Raw genomic sequence first — 14,430 nt, 5'->3', positions numbered from 1 at the left:
CGTACCCCTTCCTGTGGATAAACCGCGTTAACGTCTTTTTGTCTCAGTCTGCTGCTTGCCGATTTTTGCACCCCAATTCAATTTTTCACGGGTTTACCGTTTCTATTCTTGCCAATCCTACTTCAATTTGCTACCGATGTCGAGAAATTTTACAAAAATTAACTTCATGGATGGTACCTACTTTCGCAGGTTTCATAGTTCGGACATTTTGTCAACCGCGATCGCCCGGATTTATGCCACTGATTTTGCGATCGCCTTTTGCTCCTCCCAGGCGATCCTCCAGAGGTGGCTTCATTTCAGTTGTTGGATTAACGCCCTTCTTTCCCAGACCGAGTAAAATTTCTTAATCTTTTTTTAACCCCGCCCATTTTCAAACCCCCACCTGAGCGGTATAGTAGAAGGGGCAGCAGAAATCGCGATCGCCGCATCGGCAGGGGAACTTAACATCGCAAACCCTGGGAAATTTTGCCGATTTAAAAAGCCAATAAGGTCGTTACAATTGTAGCATAGATTGTGGCTTTGTGGCCATAAAATGGCAGGTTTAATATTCTAAAAGGGGGGAATTAAGGAAAGGTTAGGCGTGCTGAGGGTGACGGAAACAGAGAGGCGAAAAATTGAGGAAATATCGCCTTGCACCATAGGTTGTCAAGTGAGTAGAATTTATCGTGTCTTCTAAACCGATGCAGTCGAACAACTATCCATCAAAATCTAGTGGAAGCATTACCACCTCCACCCAAGGTTCTACCTTGGCAGATATTCTGGAACGAGTGTTAGATAAAGGAATTGTTATCGCCGGGGATGTGTCGATTTCCGTGGCGACGACAGAACTGTTACGTATCCGCATTCGCTTGCTGATTTCTTCAGTGGATAAAGCGAAAGAGATGGGAATCGATTGGTGGGAAAATGACCCCTATCTCAGCAGTAAAGCTCAGGCGTTGGAGAAGGAAAACCAAGCCTTGCAAGCACGATTGCAAACTCTAGAAGCGGAAGTGCGATCGCTCAAGGCCCTGAGCACTGGGGAAGGGGAAAGTAGCGCCAGTGAGGAAGCTCTGCGATCGCCTACTCCCTCCGCCAGCGATGTGCCACTCGAGGCGATCGAGCAACCGAATCCCCCGCCGGCGGACAGTGAATAAACCCCAAAGGTAAGTCTGCTAAAAAACGGGCGTTGGAAATCCCGTTTTTGCAAGCCTTCGCGCAGCCATGCCCGAAGCAGGCTATACTCCGCCGACGCCGACTCATGTTCCCAATAAAAAGACCCGCAAAAATAGGCCGTTTCTCGGGTGCGGGTCTTGGTTAAAAAAATGCCTTTTTAATGCCGAAACTCATCCAAAACAATATTAACCGATAGGCGAGATTGTTGCCATTCATCGAGGATATCGCGCAGTTCGTCTTTTGCCTCTTTGGCATATTGCACGCTGGTGAGACTTCCTAACAATCCCCCGGCGGCGGTGACGCTTGCTTCGGGAATTTTGTCTAAATAAAGCAGTCCGACACCGGCCATCAGAATAATAGCAGATGCAGCGGTAAGGACAGAAGCGAGGTTATAGCTGCGTCGCGCTTGTCGCAATAATTCACGGAAAATTTCCTGTTCGATTTCGGAAAGGGGATTGTCGAAAGGGGGGAAATACTTCATTTGCAAGTTCCTTCACTTGTTTTTTTCTTCATTACTATGCTGGCACGATTTCTCTCAAATTTACATCTAACAGGTATAGAGAAAGGTCTAAAAAAAGTCTATCTAATCGAGGTATAGCCAAAGTACAAGAAAAGTACAAGTGGGTCTAATTTTAGGAGAAGGTGCTTGCGCGAACCGGGTCTCGCCTTTATAATAGTAGCTGACCTGAAATGAGGTGAAACTCTATGGACTGGCAGGAATTTGTCGAGGTAGAAGCTAGAAAGCACGGGTTGAGTCCCGACGAGGAAGCGACGTTACTCGCGGCACTTCCTTCGGAAAATGAACACATCTCTCAGAAGACATTGGCCGCTCAACTACAAACAACCCTGCCAAATGTCAAAAAACGCCTGGGAAACATTTATCAAAAATTTGGCCATACTTGCCCAAATTTAGAACCACAAAAAGGAGCAGGTAAATTAAAGATACTCCGTAATTATTTAACTTCAAAATATTATAAACCAGGCCCCATAACCTCGGTCAATCCAACGCCCGAACTCTCTTATCCCCCAGAATTTAAGGCGCTGATTCAAGAAAAGACTTGCACCTTTTGCGGACGTCAATTTGTGTTTGCCGAGTTCGAGAAGTTTATGCGCGAGAACCCTTGCGGTTATTTTACCTTAGTTGCCGATGCCGGAATGGGAAAAAGTGCCATTGCTGCCAAATATGTTTCGGATACTTTTGCTCCCTGTTATTTTAACGTGCTGGCGGAACGGCGGAATACTCCAAAACAGTTTTTGCGAAGCATTCGGCAACAACTGATTCAGCGGTATGAATTGCAAAATGCGGAGGCGGATGATTTGCCGACGTTGCTGGCAAAGGTGGCGCAAAAACTGACCGATAAGAAACGGTTGGCGATTGTGGTGGATGCCCTGGATGAGGTGGATCGAGAACCGGGGGACAATCTGTTACATTTACCGACAACTCTGCCAGACGGAGTTTATTTTTTGCTGACTCGTCGTCCCTACACTTTGGAGAAAAAACGCTTGTTTGTGTCGCCGGGAGTGCCGGAGGCGCAGTTGGATTTAACGGCAAGCGAATATGCAGAATTGAGTGAGGCAGACGTGAAAGCGTACATTCGCTTATTTATTAATGAAGACCCAGAGCATAAAGAGGCGCTGAAGCAGTGGATGCAACAGCGTCAGATTTTGCCGCAACAGTTTATCGACTGTGTGGCGGACAAAAGTCAAAATAATTTTATGTACCTGCGCTATGTTTTACCCGCCATTGCCAAGGGTCAATATGATGACCTGGAATTAAAGGATTTGCCGGAAGGGTTGGAAGGGTACTATCAACAGCATTGGGTGCGGATGGGCATGGAGACAGAACCGGGGGAATTTATGACCATCGTGCTGTTTATTTTAGTGGAAAGTGGTACGCCGATTCCCTCGGAGATGGTGGCGGGGATTGCGGAGGCGGATGAATATGACGTGCAGAAGGTGTTGGATCGGTGGGTGGAGTATTTGAGCGATCGCGAAATAGAAGGAGAACGCTGCTACAGCATCTATCACACGAGTTTTCTCGATTTTCTGAAAAAGAAGCGGGAGTTAAAGAAAACGCGAAAGTTATTCGAGGAAGTGAATCGGCGGATTATGGAGTATTCAGAAGGGGAGATAGCGGGCGATAGCATTGCCCGCTTCGATTCCCCACGGCGGGATTTCAATTACCCGCTTCTTTTTCCACCCATTGCACGAAATTATCCAACATCTGCAAGCCGGCGTCGGAGGATTTTTCCGGGTGAAACTGGACCGCCATGATGTTATCCCGGGCGATCGCGGCGGTGACGGTTTGCGTGCCATGTGTCACTGTTGCCGCTTGCACTGCCGGATCCACCGGGTCCACGTAATAGGAATGGACGAAATACACCCAGGGAATCGGCGGTAACTGTTGCCACAAGGCCAACTCGGGCTGAGCCAATTCTAGCTGATTCCAGCCCATGTGGGGAATGGTGAGGCCCGCTTCGTGCTGAAAGCGGCGAACTTTCCCCGGGATAATCCCCAACCCGTTTTTCTTCCCCTCTTCGCTACTGTCGAATAAAATTTGCAATCCGAGACATACCCCTAAAAACGGCTTCCCCGAGGCGATCGCATCTTTCACCGGCGAGGCTAAATCGCGCGATCGCAAATGCTGTACCGCCGGGTCAAAAGCTCCCACCCCGGGCAACACCACAGCATCAGCTTGCAATATCTCCTCTGGCAGGTCCGTGATTTTTGGCGTCGCACCCGCTTTTTCCAATCCTTTGCACACGGAGTGCAGATTTCCCATATCATAATCGATGACGGCGATGACCGGCATTGCCCTTTTTCCCTTACACTAATTATCGAGGCTGTGACCATTATAAATCGATTTGCACGTTTTCTATGAACCAAACCATCCTCTTAACCTCCTTTAATGTCTGGCGATCGCATCAACCGTCCAATTCCTCGGACGATTTGCTCGAATTAGTTGCCGGGATTGCCCCCTCGGGCATTTGTCCGCAATCCCTGACATTTCTGCGGAAATTACCGGTAGATTTTCAACTTGCCCCAGAACTAGCGATCGCCACCGTCACCCAAATGCAACCGGATATTATCATCTGCTGCGGCATGGCGGAATCGCGATCGCGGCTCAGCATCGAATCGCGCGCCCGCAACGGCGAACGAACCCTTTACACCCCCGTGGATCTCGATCGCCTGGTTTCCCGCCTCTGCGACACGGACATCAGCCACGATGCCGGGAACTTTGTGTGCGAAGCCCTGTATTACGCCCTCCTGCGCCACCTGAGCCGCCAGGGCTTTCTCACTAAGTGTATTTTCGTCCACGTGCCGCGCCTGACGCCGGAAAACACCAACTGCATTATGGCCGATTTTCTCACAATTATCCAGACCTTATCTCGTTGGGGCATCCGCTCCACCCGTCGGGCGATCGTCTCCCGGGAGCTTTCCTCCTTACCCCTCGGTTTCCGCTAACCCCACCCTCAGAAATCAGCCCACCAGTTGTGCAGCCCTTCCCCAAAAAATTGCAAATGATTAACAGAAAATCCGTTACCGGGCAAGGGTCAGCCCACCGATGTCGGGTTAGCGAAAAAGAGCGATCGGCAAACCGGGCCATAACTCTTTCTAATCGGTCAGCGAAATTGTAACAAAACTTATTAATTCGACCCCAAAAACTTGTAGTCCTAGCTACTGTTCTCAACCCGCGTCAAGTTTTATACCAGTAATGGTCTGGGGGAATTCACCAATTACCCCCATCCAAGGGCGACTAGAGACTCTTTATTCGTTCAGAAAAAATAATACTAACCAGTCGGTTCAGCGCCACTGTAGCAAATTTTACTGTAGAGCATACAATTGGGACATCAGACCGTGCGATTCGACACCTACGAACCAGGGGATTTCTACGATGAACTGTTCATCGCCGAGGGCCAACCCCGCCCCCAAGCCACCCCCTTAATCCAACGGATCGACTCTCTCAGCGAAGGGGAACTGCAACAGCGACAACAAGCGGCGCAAATTGCCATGTTCAAACTCGGCGTCACCTTCAACGTCTACGGCGACAACGAAGGAACCGAACGCATTTTCCCCTTCGACCTGATTCCGCGCATCGTCGTCGCCGACGAATGGGCCTACATCGATCGCGGACTCAAACAGCGCATTCACGCCCTCAACCTCTTCTTAGCCGATATCTACGGCGAACAAAAAATCATCAAAGATGGCATCATTCCCGAAGAACTGATTAAATCCGCCAAAGGCTTTCTCGAACCCTGCATCGGATTGAAACCCCCAGAAGACCTCTGGTGTCACATCACCGGCACCGACTTAGTGCGCGACAAAAACGGGCAGTGGTACGTCCTCGAAGACAACATGCGCTGTCCCTCCGGCGTCTCCTACGTCCTCGAAAATCGCCGGGTGATGAAAAGCACCTTTCCCCAAGTCTTTAGAACGATGGACGTCCGACCGGTAGACGAATATCCCTCCCACCTCCTGGAAACCTTACTCAACATTACCCCCGCCAATTTACCCAACCCCACCGTTGTCGTCCTCACCCCCGGAATTTACAATTCCGCCTACTTCGAGCATTCCTTTCTCGCGCAACAAATGGGAGTGGAACTGGTAGAAGGCAAAGATTTAGTCGTCGCCGACGGATACCTGCAAATGCGAACCACCAAGGGACTCCAGCGCGTAGATGTGGTCTATCGGCGCATCGATGACGACTTTATGGACCCCACCGAATTCCGTTCCGACTCCTTATTGGGCGTCCCCGGATTGATGGAGGTATATCGCGCGGGGCGCGTGGGAATTGCCAACGCCTTAGGCACCGGCGTCGCCGATGATAAAGTCATCTACGCTTACGTCCCGCAAATGATTCGCTATTACTTGGGTGAAGACCAAATTTTACCCAACGTTCCCACCTATTTATGTTGGGAACCAAAGCAACTGGAATACGTACTGGCGAATTTAGATAAACTGGTGGTCAAATCCGCCAATGAATCCGGCGGCTATGGCATGTTAGTTGGCACTCAATCCACCCCAGCAGAACGAGAAGCCTTTGCCGAAAAAATTAAAGCAACGCCGCGCAATTATATCGCCCAACCCACCCTTTGTTTGTCCCGGGTTCCTACCCTAATCGACGGTCACTTTGAAGGTTGCCACGTGGATTTACGACCTTACATTCTTTATGGGAAAGAGGTTTATGTCAATCCCGGCGGATTGACGCGCGTGGCGCTCAAAAAAGGCTCTTTAGTGGTTAATTCTTCTCAAGGAGGCGGTAGTAAAGACACTTGGGTGTTAACGAGTTAACCTCACTCAAACCTGCTTGTTTCAAGCGGAGGAATGGCTGATTTTGCCGCCACTTCTTTCTCCCCCGCTTTTTCTGAAAACCTTTGTAACTCTACCCTCAAAAAAGCTTATGCTCAGTCGCGTTGCCGATTCGATTTACTGGCTCAATCGCTATGTGGAACGGGCCGAAAATATTGCCCGATTTGTGGATGCGAACTTAAATTTAATTCTGGATTCTCCCGTGGGCATGGAGCAGCAGTGGGATCCGTTGGTGAAAATTACCGGGGATTTGCCCGTGTTTCAAGAACGCTATGGGGAAATCAGTGCGGAAAACGTGATTCACTTTTTAACGTTCGATAGCGAGTATCCACACTCGATTTTATCCTGTCTGCAAGAGGCACGAGAAAATGCCCGTTCCATCCGCGAGATTATTTCTTCGGAAATGTGGGAGCAGGTGAATGCTTTTTACATGATGGTGAAAGACGCCGCCCCGGGGCAGCCTTTAGCGACCCTACACGATTTATTTACAGAAGTTAAGTTAGCCAGTCACTTGTTTGCTGGGGTGATGGATGCCACGATGACCCATAATGAAGGGTGGCATTTCGGTCAAATTGGCAGACTGTTAGAACGGGCGGATAAAACCTCGCGGATTTTGGATGTGAAGTATTTTATTTTGCTTCCTTCGGTGCAGGATGTGGGGACGACGTTGGATGAAATTCAGTGGATGGCGTTACTGCGCTCGGCAAGTGCTTACGAGATGTACCGGAAGTGTCAGCATCGGATTACGCCGAAAAATGTGGCGGAGTTTTTGGTGTTAGATGCGAGTTTTCCCCGTTCGATTCGCTTCTGCTTGCTGCGCGGCGAGCGATCGCTGCATCAAATTACCGGCACCCCCCCCGGAACTTGGCGCGATCCGGCGGAACGGGCATTGGGGCGCTTGCGTTCGGAGTTGGAATATCTGACTATTGAAGATATTTTTGACACCGGTTTGCACGAGTTTCTCAATACCCTGCAAAAACAGCTCAATCACGTGGGCGATCGCATTTTTGCCACCTATTTTGCCCTGGAACCACCAGAGGATAATGGGTCGTTGATGCGTCAAATTTCGCCGTTGAGTTCTCAGACGCAGGTGCTAATTCGCTCGTGAAGCGGCATAATGGTGGGGTGTGTCAAGGGCGCGATCGCGTCAGCTAATCTAGGGAAAATTCCAGATGCGTTATCAAATCGTTCACGAAACTATTTACAGTTATAGCAGGCCGGTGAAATTAGAACCCCATACGATACGACTGCGATCGCGCACTGATGCCACTCAAGCCCTCCGCTTTTTTTCCCTGGAAATCTATCCCGAACCTGCCGGTATTTCCGATATCATCGACCTCGAAGGCAATAATCTCATCCGCGTGTGGTTCAAACAAGAAACCTCTCGCCTGCAAATTTTGGTGCGCTCTGAAGTGGAAACTTTGCGATCGAATCCGTTTAATTATCTCCTAGAATCCTGGGCCACAAAGCTGCCCATTGACTATCCGGCGTCGTTGCTGGTAAAGTTACAGCACTACTTTCAACCCTTGGGCACCCCCACGCCCATCGACCCGGTGGTGACTTCTCTAGCGCAAGAAATCTGGCAAGAAGTTGAGGGGGAAACTGAGGCATTTGTCACCGCAGCAAACCAACGCATTCACGAGAATTGCAAACACCAATTTCGCGAAAAAGGTTCCCCGTTACCTCCCGCCCTCACCTGGACCGGAAAAAAGGGGAGTTGTCGGGATTTAACGGTGTTATTTATGGAACTGTGTCGCGCGATGGGATTGGCGGCGCGGTTTGTTAGCGGATATCAGGAAGGAAGTTCGAATTTGAGAACCCGATATCTGCACGGATGGGCCGAGGTGTATTTGCCCGGGGCGGGATGGAGGGGTTTCGACCCCTCTCAAGGCAAACCCGTGAGCGATCGCCATGTTGCCTTAGTTGCCAACCCCATCCAGAAGCATACCACCCCAATTTATGGCACCTTTCGCGGCACCGGCGTGCAGTCAGAAATGACCGTGAATTTATCGATTAATCCCGTGGAAAAGTTCTGATTGCTGTGGGAAATTCGGCTGGGGGAAAAGGGTGACGGGGAAAGATGACAGGGAATCTCTTTCCCCACAATCCGCTCTTTTTCATTGAATTAATCGATGAAAATGTCTTCTTTGGCCTCGGATTCGTCTTCATAATATTCCCACTCTACATCCGGCATATCTTCAAAGGCTTTTTTGACGTAGGTTTCCCAAAGTTTGCGGATTTTTGCCAAATAAGGGTCTCCCAGTCTCAATCTCAACCGATGGCGAATGACAAAGCTATCCGCTTCACACATAACGATATTAATCGGCGGACCGACAGAAATATTCGATTTCATGGTAGAATCGATAGAGAGTAAAGCACATTTTGCTGCTTCATTTAAAGGGGTATCGAAGGTAAGGGTGCGGTCTAAAATCGGCTTGCCGTATTTGGTTTCTCCAATTTGGAGAAAGGTGGTTTCTTTCGTGGCGTGGATGTAGTTGCCTTGATTGTAAATCCGATAAAGTTGGGGCGCTTCGCCTTGGATTTGTCCGCCGAGAAGAAAGCTACATTGCGCGTCGATGCGATCGCGCTCTAACCAGGGTCGATCCTGTTCCTGAATCTGTCGCAGTTTACTGCCCACATATCGGGCAACTTCTTCGAGGGTGGAAAGGGTATGGACATTCGGTTCGGCTTGATTTTTGATGTCTTTTTGCAGCCAAGTAATCACCGCTTGGGTGATGGAGAGATTCCCTGATGTGCAAAGAAGCAACACCCGTTCTCCTGGCGAGGAGAAATCAAATAATTTTTGGTAGGTGGAAATGTAATCGACTCCAGCATTGGTGCGAGAGTCTGCAGCGATGACTAACCCAAACCGGGTGATGATGCCAAGACAGTACGTCATAAGAAGGGGTTTATTGATGAACCGATCGGATCTTATCGCTGTCGGGAACCCTTCCGTGGGAAAATACCGGGGATTTTACGATCGAATCTGGTTAATTCGGCGATCGGCAAAGTAAAGAATGCGGTTGCTGCAAAGGCGATCGCCCAAAGGTGTGTTTCTCATGGGGGCGATCGCAAACCACCCACAACCATTGCACCCTTGCCAATTCTGCCAGAATATGATAATAGCAGATTGAGCGATCGGCACCTTGCCCGCTTCACCAGCAAATTTTTGCTGCCCGGGATTGGGCGAAGCAGGGGTAGCACCCATCAGGGGATGCAGCCCCCTAGTAAAAAGGCGATAAACCCTCCAGAATGGATAAAGACTGAAAGTGTTTGACATCTTTAGCGCTAATCCCTCCCTACATCCCCCGGAGGGATTTTATTTTTATATCTGTTTTAAATTAGCCCGATAAAAATCAAGCAGCTTGCCCCAGGGACAAACTGCTTGAAAGAAAATTAGAGATGAGGCCATGCGCGATAGGCTGCGCGGGGGCGCGGCATTACATCATGCCCATGCCGCCCATGCCGCCCATGCCGCCCATGCCGCCCATGCCGCCCATGCCGCCCATGCCGCCCATGCCGCCCATATCGGGCATGCCAGCACCTTCTTTCTCGGGCTGCTCAACCACCAGGGCTTCCGTGGTCAGAACCATGCTGGCGATCGAGGCTGCATTTTGCAGGGAGGACCGCACCACTTTCGCCGGATCGAGAATTCCGGCTTCGATCATGTCCACATACTCGCCGGTCAGCGCGTTGTAGCCGACGTTGAAATCGGTGTCGCGCACTTTCTCAACCACCACAGACCCTTCAACACCGGCATTGTTGGCAATTTGGCGCACCGGGGATTCCAGTGCCTTTTTCACCAAAATTGCCCCAATTTTCTCTTCTTCCGGTAGGGTTGCCATAATCTCATCCACTTTCGTGGCGAGGTGAATTAGAGTGGTACCGCCGCCGGGGACGATTCCTTCATCCACCGCCGCTTTCGTGGCGTTTAAGGCATCTTCAATCCGCAGTTTGCGCTCTTTGAGTTCGGTTTCAGTCGCCGCACCGACTTTAATCACCGCCACACCACCGGCAAGTTTGGCAATCCGCTCTTGCAGTTTTTCTTTGTCGTAGTCAGAGTCACTGCGTTCTAATTCTTTGCGAATTTGTTCGATCCGCTTTTGGATGCCGTCTTTGTTTTTCTGGTCCGCCTCAGCAACGATGGTGGTGTTTTCTTTGGTAATCGTCACTTTGCGGGCGGTACCCAGCATATCCATCGTCGCCGTATCCAGGCTCAAACCGATTTCTTCGGAAATGAGCTGACCATTGGTCAAAGTGGCGATATCTTGCAGCATGGCTTTCCGACGTTCGCCAAATCCCGGGGCTTTAATCGCCGCGACGTTTAAGACGCCCCGTGCTTTGTTCACCACCAGGGTAGCCAGTGCTTCGCCTTCAATATCTTCGGAAATCACCAGCAAGGGGTTCCCCGCCCGGGCGACTTTTTCCAGCACCGGCACCAAGTCTTGGATGCTGTTGATTTTTTTGTCGGTAATTAAGATGGCGGGATTTTCAAATTCCACCACCATCCGTTCGTTGTCGGTGACGAAGTAGGGAGAGATGTAACCGCGATCGAGTTGCATCCCTTCTACTACATCCAGTTCGGTGGTTAGGGATTTGGATTCTTCAACGGTGATCACCCCATCTTTGGTGACTTTATCCATCGCTTGGGCGATCATCTCCCCGACTTCTTCGTCGTTACCCGAAGAAACGGTGGCAACTTGCGCGATTCCATCCCCAGTTACGGGTTTCGCTACCGCTTGAATTTCTTTGACTAATTTGACAACGGTTTTTTCGATGCCTCGGCGTACTGCTACGGGGTTGGATCCCGCCGCCACGATTTTCATGCCTTCGCGAATCATGGCTTGCGCCAAAACCGTCGCCGTGGTGGTGCCATCGCCGGCAATGTCTTTGGTTTTTGAGGCCACTTCGCGCACCAGTTGGGCACCGGTGTTCTCCAAGGGGTCTTCTAATTCGATTTCCTTGGCGATGGTGATACCATCGTTAACAATGTCGGGCGCTCCAAATTTTTTCTCGAGCACCACATTGCGCCCTTTTGGGCCTAGGGTAATCCGGACCGCATCGGCTAAGGCGTTAACGCCTCTTTCGAGTGCCAGTCTGGATTGTTCGTCAAACGAAACGATTTTTGCCATAGTTCGCTTTCTCGATCTCCTCCAACTAGAAAATTTAGCACTCTTAGGCGCAGAGTGCTAATTCGTGTAAACCGTACAAATCCGATTCCCTACCCAAACTCTTATCGTCAATATTTAACCTGGTATTGTTAATTGGTAATTGGCAATACTCTCAGAAACTTTCTGCATCCTCTAGGGGTCGGAATCAGTAGGGATCCCCCCAGGCGATCGCCTCGGGTGAATGTCATGCTGGCAAGACCCCCTCGACCCCGACTCGATTTTCAGTCGGGGATACTTTGTGTTGCTTCTTGCTTCCCCAGCGCCGGGAACGATGTTGGCGCTGACTATACATAATTTTTTATTCGTAGGATAACACTCCTCTCCCCATCTTCACCGATTCTTTTGAAAATCGGCAAATCTAATTTTTTTTTAAAACTCTATAATTTTCCGCAAAAATACTGATGCATCATTTCACGTTTAGGCGAAAAATAGTAAAAAAAAGGGAGGAAAATACAGTTGAAACCTAATAAATTGCATCAGGGTGGTGCAATCGGAAATTTAATCAGGAAAAAAATTGATATTTACAGGAAAAATCGCCGTTAAGTTATCAGTTATAGGAGATTAAGCCGAATGGGCATGCTGATATAGAGCTATTTTTTTATCGCAGAAAATAATTTAATTTCGTAAATTAGTCACTCTCCAAACAAGACAAAATGCTAGTCATCCGGTTAACGAACCCAATCGATGAATAGAGTAAAAGAGAGTTGATAAAGCGGGGAGGTTTGCAGTGGAATCTGCCTAAAAATATCCTGCCTGACGGAATGACTCCAGGGATGTATCTACCTTGACAGATTCTTTTGGAGTCCTGAGGATGGTTGCTCACTTCACTTCACTTAACACTAACGCCGAACGGCAAAAAAATCAGTGGCGATCGCTAGTTTTTATCGATACTGGCATTGATGATTATGAATTTTTGGCAGCGGGAGTCAAAGAAGGCATAGAGGTTGTTTTGCTCGATCGCGACGGCGATGGTGTGGAACAGATTGCCACGGCGATGCAAAACCACGCCGAGAACGATCGCCAATTAGATGCGGTTCATATCGTTTCCCACGGAAGTTGCGGCAGATTGCATCTCGGTTCTGGCGTGTTGAGTGCGGAAACGCTATGGAGCGATAAAAGTGTTTTAAATCGATGGAAAACCGCTCTCAAACCTACCGCCAACATACTGCTTTATGGCTGTAATGTTGCTGCAGGTGTAGGAACAAAGTTTGTAGATACGTTGAGTAACATTCTCCAAACAAATATTGCGGCGTCGGTAGATTTAACCGGAAGCGCATGTAAAGGAGGGTCGTGGGATTTAAACTATACCACCGGAGAAATAAAAGCTAGGGTAGCATTTCAACCGCAAGCGATCGCATCATATCGCGGTATTTTAGCCACAGTCACGGTAACGAATGCGAATGATAGTGGTGTCGGTTCGTTGCGGAATGCGATTTCAACCGCACAACCGGGAGATACCATTGCATTTGACAGTAGTTTAGCCAACCAAACCATTACCCTCACCAGCGGTGAGCTGCTGGTTGACAAAAACTTAACCATTGATGGGGCCAATGCGGCAGGATTAACCATTAGTGGCAATAACGCCAGTCGCGTCTTTTATGTTAAAGAAGATAATAACTTCCAACCCAGCACGTTTACGCTGCGGAATTTAATTGTTGCCAATGGAAATGCCACCGGAACTGGAGTAGACGGCGCAGGTGGAGGAATTAGAACGGCGAATCGCACCACTCTCATCGTCGAAAACAGCGAATTTAGAAATAACGTCGCCAATAGCGAAGGTGGCGGGGCGATTTATGTAGGGTTTCGCAGCAACAATACGATTGCGAATACCATATTTGATGGGAACGATGCAACCCCCACCAATGCTGAACGAGGCGGCGGTGCGATCGCCACAAAAAGCCTCAGTACCACCACAGTTACCGATAGCACCTTCACCAATAACAAAGGAATTAACGGCGGTGCGATTAATAGCCTGTTAAGCGAACTAATCGTAGAAAATTCCACCTTTACCAATAATGACACCACTGCAGGGTCTTCGGGAACGGGAACTTTTGGTTATGGCGGTGCCATTTACACCGATGGCGCTTCTGACAATAACGATCCAGACTCCGGAACCGTTGCCATTCGCAACAGTCGATTTGATAGCAATATTGGAGCCGGTCAAGGCGGCGGATTGTTTTTATATGTTTATCCTCCAGACAAAGTAATTGTTGAAAATAGCACCATCATCAACAATAAAGTAATCGAAGATGGAAAAGGAGACGCCCTAGGGGGAGGATTGCGGCATGGAAATGGTGAATTAACCTTGACCAATACCACCTTTTCTAACAATGAAGCACTCTCTCAAGGAGGGGGATTGTGGCTGGGTGAAAAAACGAATATGACCCTGACCAATAGTACATTTTCTGGCAACAGAGCAGAATCTGCTGATGGAAGTCAGGGGTTGGGCGGTGCGATGGTTATTAATATTAGCAGCGGATTTAATGCCAATATCGTTAACACCACCATTGCCAATAATGTTGCCGGATTCCAAGGCGGTGGTTTTTGGGGAGGGGGAAGCAATACCACGTTAACCAATACAATTGTTGCCAACAATGTAGGAGTCAATGGATTTAATGTCAAGCAACAAACCGGGTTTGAGTTTAACGATGGTGGAGGAAACATTCAATTTCCCGCCAAAAATCCCAACGACCCTCAAGATGTAAATGTGACGGGAAATGTCGCGATCGCCGACCCGAAACTCGGTGCCCTACAAGAAATAAACGGTAGACTGGTACATCCTTTACTCCCCGGAAGT

13 protein-coding genes are annotated in these 14,430 nt (G+C 49.1%); 8 read left to right on the top strand and 5 right to left on the bottom strand.

The window, feature by feature from the left end; translation table 11 throughout:
- The first annotated feature begins 136 nt into the window (after nucleotides 1-136).
- The gene (locus LKK83_RS17585; protein ID WP_324632559.1) at nucleotides 137-337 is read left to right on the top strand and encodes a hypothetical protein; all 201 of its coding nucleotides are present in this window, start codon (nucleotides 137-139) and stop codon (nucleotides 335-337) included.
- Between the two features lie 328 nt (nucleotides 338-665).
- The gene (gene gvpJ, locus LKK83_RS17580) at nucleotides 666-1,133 is read left to right on the top strand and encodes a gas vesicle protein GvpJ (RefSeq protein WP_324632558.1); all 468 of its coding nucleotides are present in this window, start codon (nucleotides 666-668) and stop codon (nucleotides 1,131-1,133) included.
- A gap of 176 nt (nucleotides 1,134-1,309) precedes the next feature.
- Here the strand turns inward: gvpJ and LKK83_RS17575 are convergent, their stop codons facing one another.
- On the bottom strand, nucleotides 1,310-1,633 hold the full coding sequence (locus LKK83_RS17575; RefSeq protein ID WP_324632557.1) for a TRADD-N-associated membrane domain-containing protein: 324 nt from the start codon (nucleotides 1,631-1,633) through the stop codon (nucleotides 1,310-1,312).
- A gap of 224 nt (nucleotides 1,634-1,857) precedes the next feature.
- On the opposite strand from LKK83_RS17575, the gene LKK83_RS17570 reads away from it, so the two are divergent.
- Nucleotides 1,858-3,426 (top strand): NACHT domain-containing protein, encoded by a 1,569-nt coding sequence (locus tag LKK83_RS17570; RefSeq protein ID WP_324632556.1) that lies wholly within the window; start codon nucleotides 1,858-1,860, stop codon nucleotides 3,424-3,426.
- On the opposite strand, the gene hisH is transcribed toward LKK83_RS17570, so the two are convergent.
- Nucleotides 3,329-3,964, bottom strand: coding sequence for an imidazole glycerol phosphate synthase subunit HisH (gene hisH / locus LKK83_RS17565; protein ID WP_324632555.1), 636 nt, complete (start codon nucleotides 3,962-3,964; stop codon nucleotides 3,329-3,331). The two genes, LKK83_RS17570 and hisH, sit on opposite strands and share 98 nt — an antisense overlap.
- 65 nt (nucleotides 3,965-4,029) lie before the next feature.
- Here hisH and LKK83_RS17560 point away from each other — a divergent pair, with 65 nt between their 5' ends.
- The 4 genes from LKK83_RS17560 (at nucleotide 4,030) to LKK83_RS17545 (ending at nucleotide 8,498) form a co-directional block, all read left to right on the top strand.
- A complete protein-coding gene (locus LKK83_RS17560) occupies nucleotides 4,030-4,617 on the top strand; it encodes a pyroglutamyl-peptidase I family protein (protein ID WP_324632554.1) in 588 nt (195 codons plus the stop codon).
- Nucleotides 4,618-5,010: 393 nt separating this feature from the next.
- Nucleotides 5,011-6,444 carry a circularly permuted type 2 ATP-grasp protein gene (locus tag LKK83_RS17555; RefSeq protein ID WP_324632575.1) on the top strand — a complete coding sequence of 478 codons (1,434 nt, stop codon included), beginning with the start codon at nucleotides 5,011-5,013 and terminating at the stop codon, nucleotides 6,442-6,444.
- Between the two features lie 109 nt (nucleotides 6,445-6,553).
- Entirely contained in the window at nucleotides 6,554-7,570 is a 1,017-nt protein-coding gene (locus LKK83_RS17550; RefSeq protein WP_324632553.1) for an alpha-E domain-containing protein, read from the top strand.
- Between the two features lie 64 nt (nucleotides 7,571-7,634).
- Nucleotides 7,635-8,498, top strand: coding sequence for a transglutaminase family protein (locus LKK83_RS17545; protein ID WP_324632552.1), 864 nt, complete (start codon nucleotides 7,635-7,637; stop codon nucleotides 8,496-8,498).
- An 89-nt stretch (nucleotides 8,499-8,587) separates the two neighbouring features.
- Here LKK83_RS17545 and LKK83_RS17540 read toward each other — a convergent pair whose 3' ends face one another.
- The 3 genes from LKK83_RS17540 to groL all read right to left on the bottom strand — a co-directional run bounded on the left by LKK83_RS17540 (nucleotide 8,588) and on the right by groL (nucleotide 11,594).
- Entirely contained in the window at nucleotides 8,588-9,361 is a 774-nt protein-coding gene (locus LKK83_RS17540; protein ID WP_324632551.1) for a proteasome-type protease, read from the bottom strand.
- A 75-nt stretch (nucleotides 9,362-9,436) separates the two neighbouring features.
- On the bottom strand, nucleotides 9,437-9,670 hold the full coding sequence (locus tag LKK83_RS17535; RefSeq protein WP_324632550.1) for a hypothetical protein: 234 nt from the start codon (nucleotides 9,668-9,670) through the stop codon (nucleotides 9,437-9,439).
- A 232-nt stretch (nucleotides 9,671-9,902) separates the two neighbouring features.
- Nucleotides 9,903-11,594 carry a chaperonin GroEL gene (gene groL, locus LKK83_RS17530; protein WP_324632549.1) on the bottom strand — a complete coding sequence of 564 codons (1,692 nt, stop codon included), beginning with the start codon at nucleotides 11,592-11,594 and terminating at the stop codon, nucleotides 9,903-9,905.
- An 850-nt stretch (nucleotides 11,595-12,444) separates the two neighbouring features.
- Here groL and LKK83_RS17525 point away from each other — a divergent pair.
- Nucleotides 12,445-14,430 (top strand): DUF4347 domain-containing protein (locus LKK83_RS17525; RefSeq protein ID WP_324632548.1); only part of this gene is annotated, 1,986 nt, incomplete at its 3' end.

The sequence above is a fragment of the Phormidium sp. CCY1219 genome (assembly GCF_035615515.1).
Lineage (GTDB): Bacteria > Cyanobacteriota > Cyanobacteriia > Cyanobacteriales > Laspinemataceae > CCY1219.
Note: the sequence above shows the minus strand (reverse complement) of the source record. Positions and strands in the feature narration are given on the sequence as shown.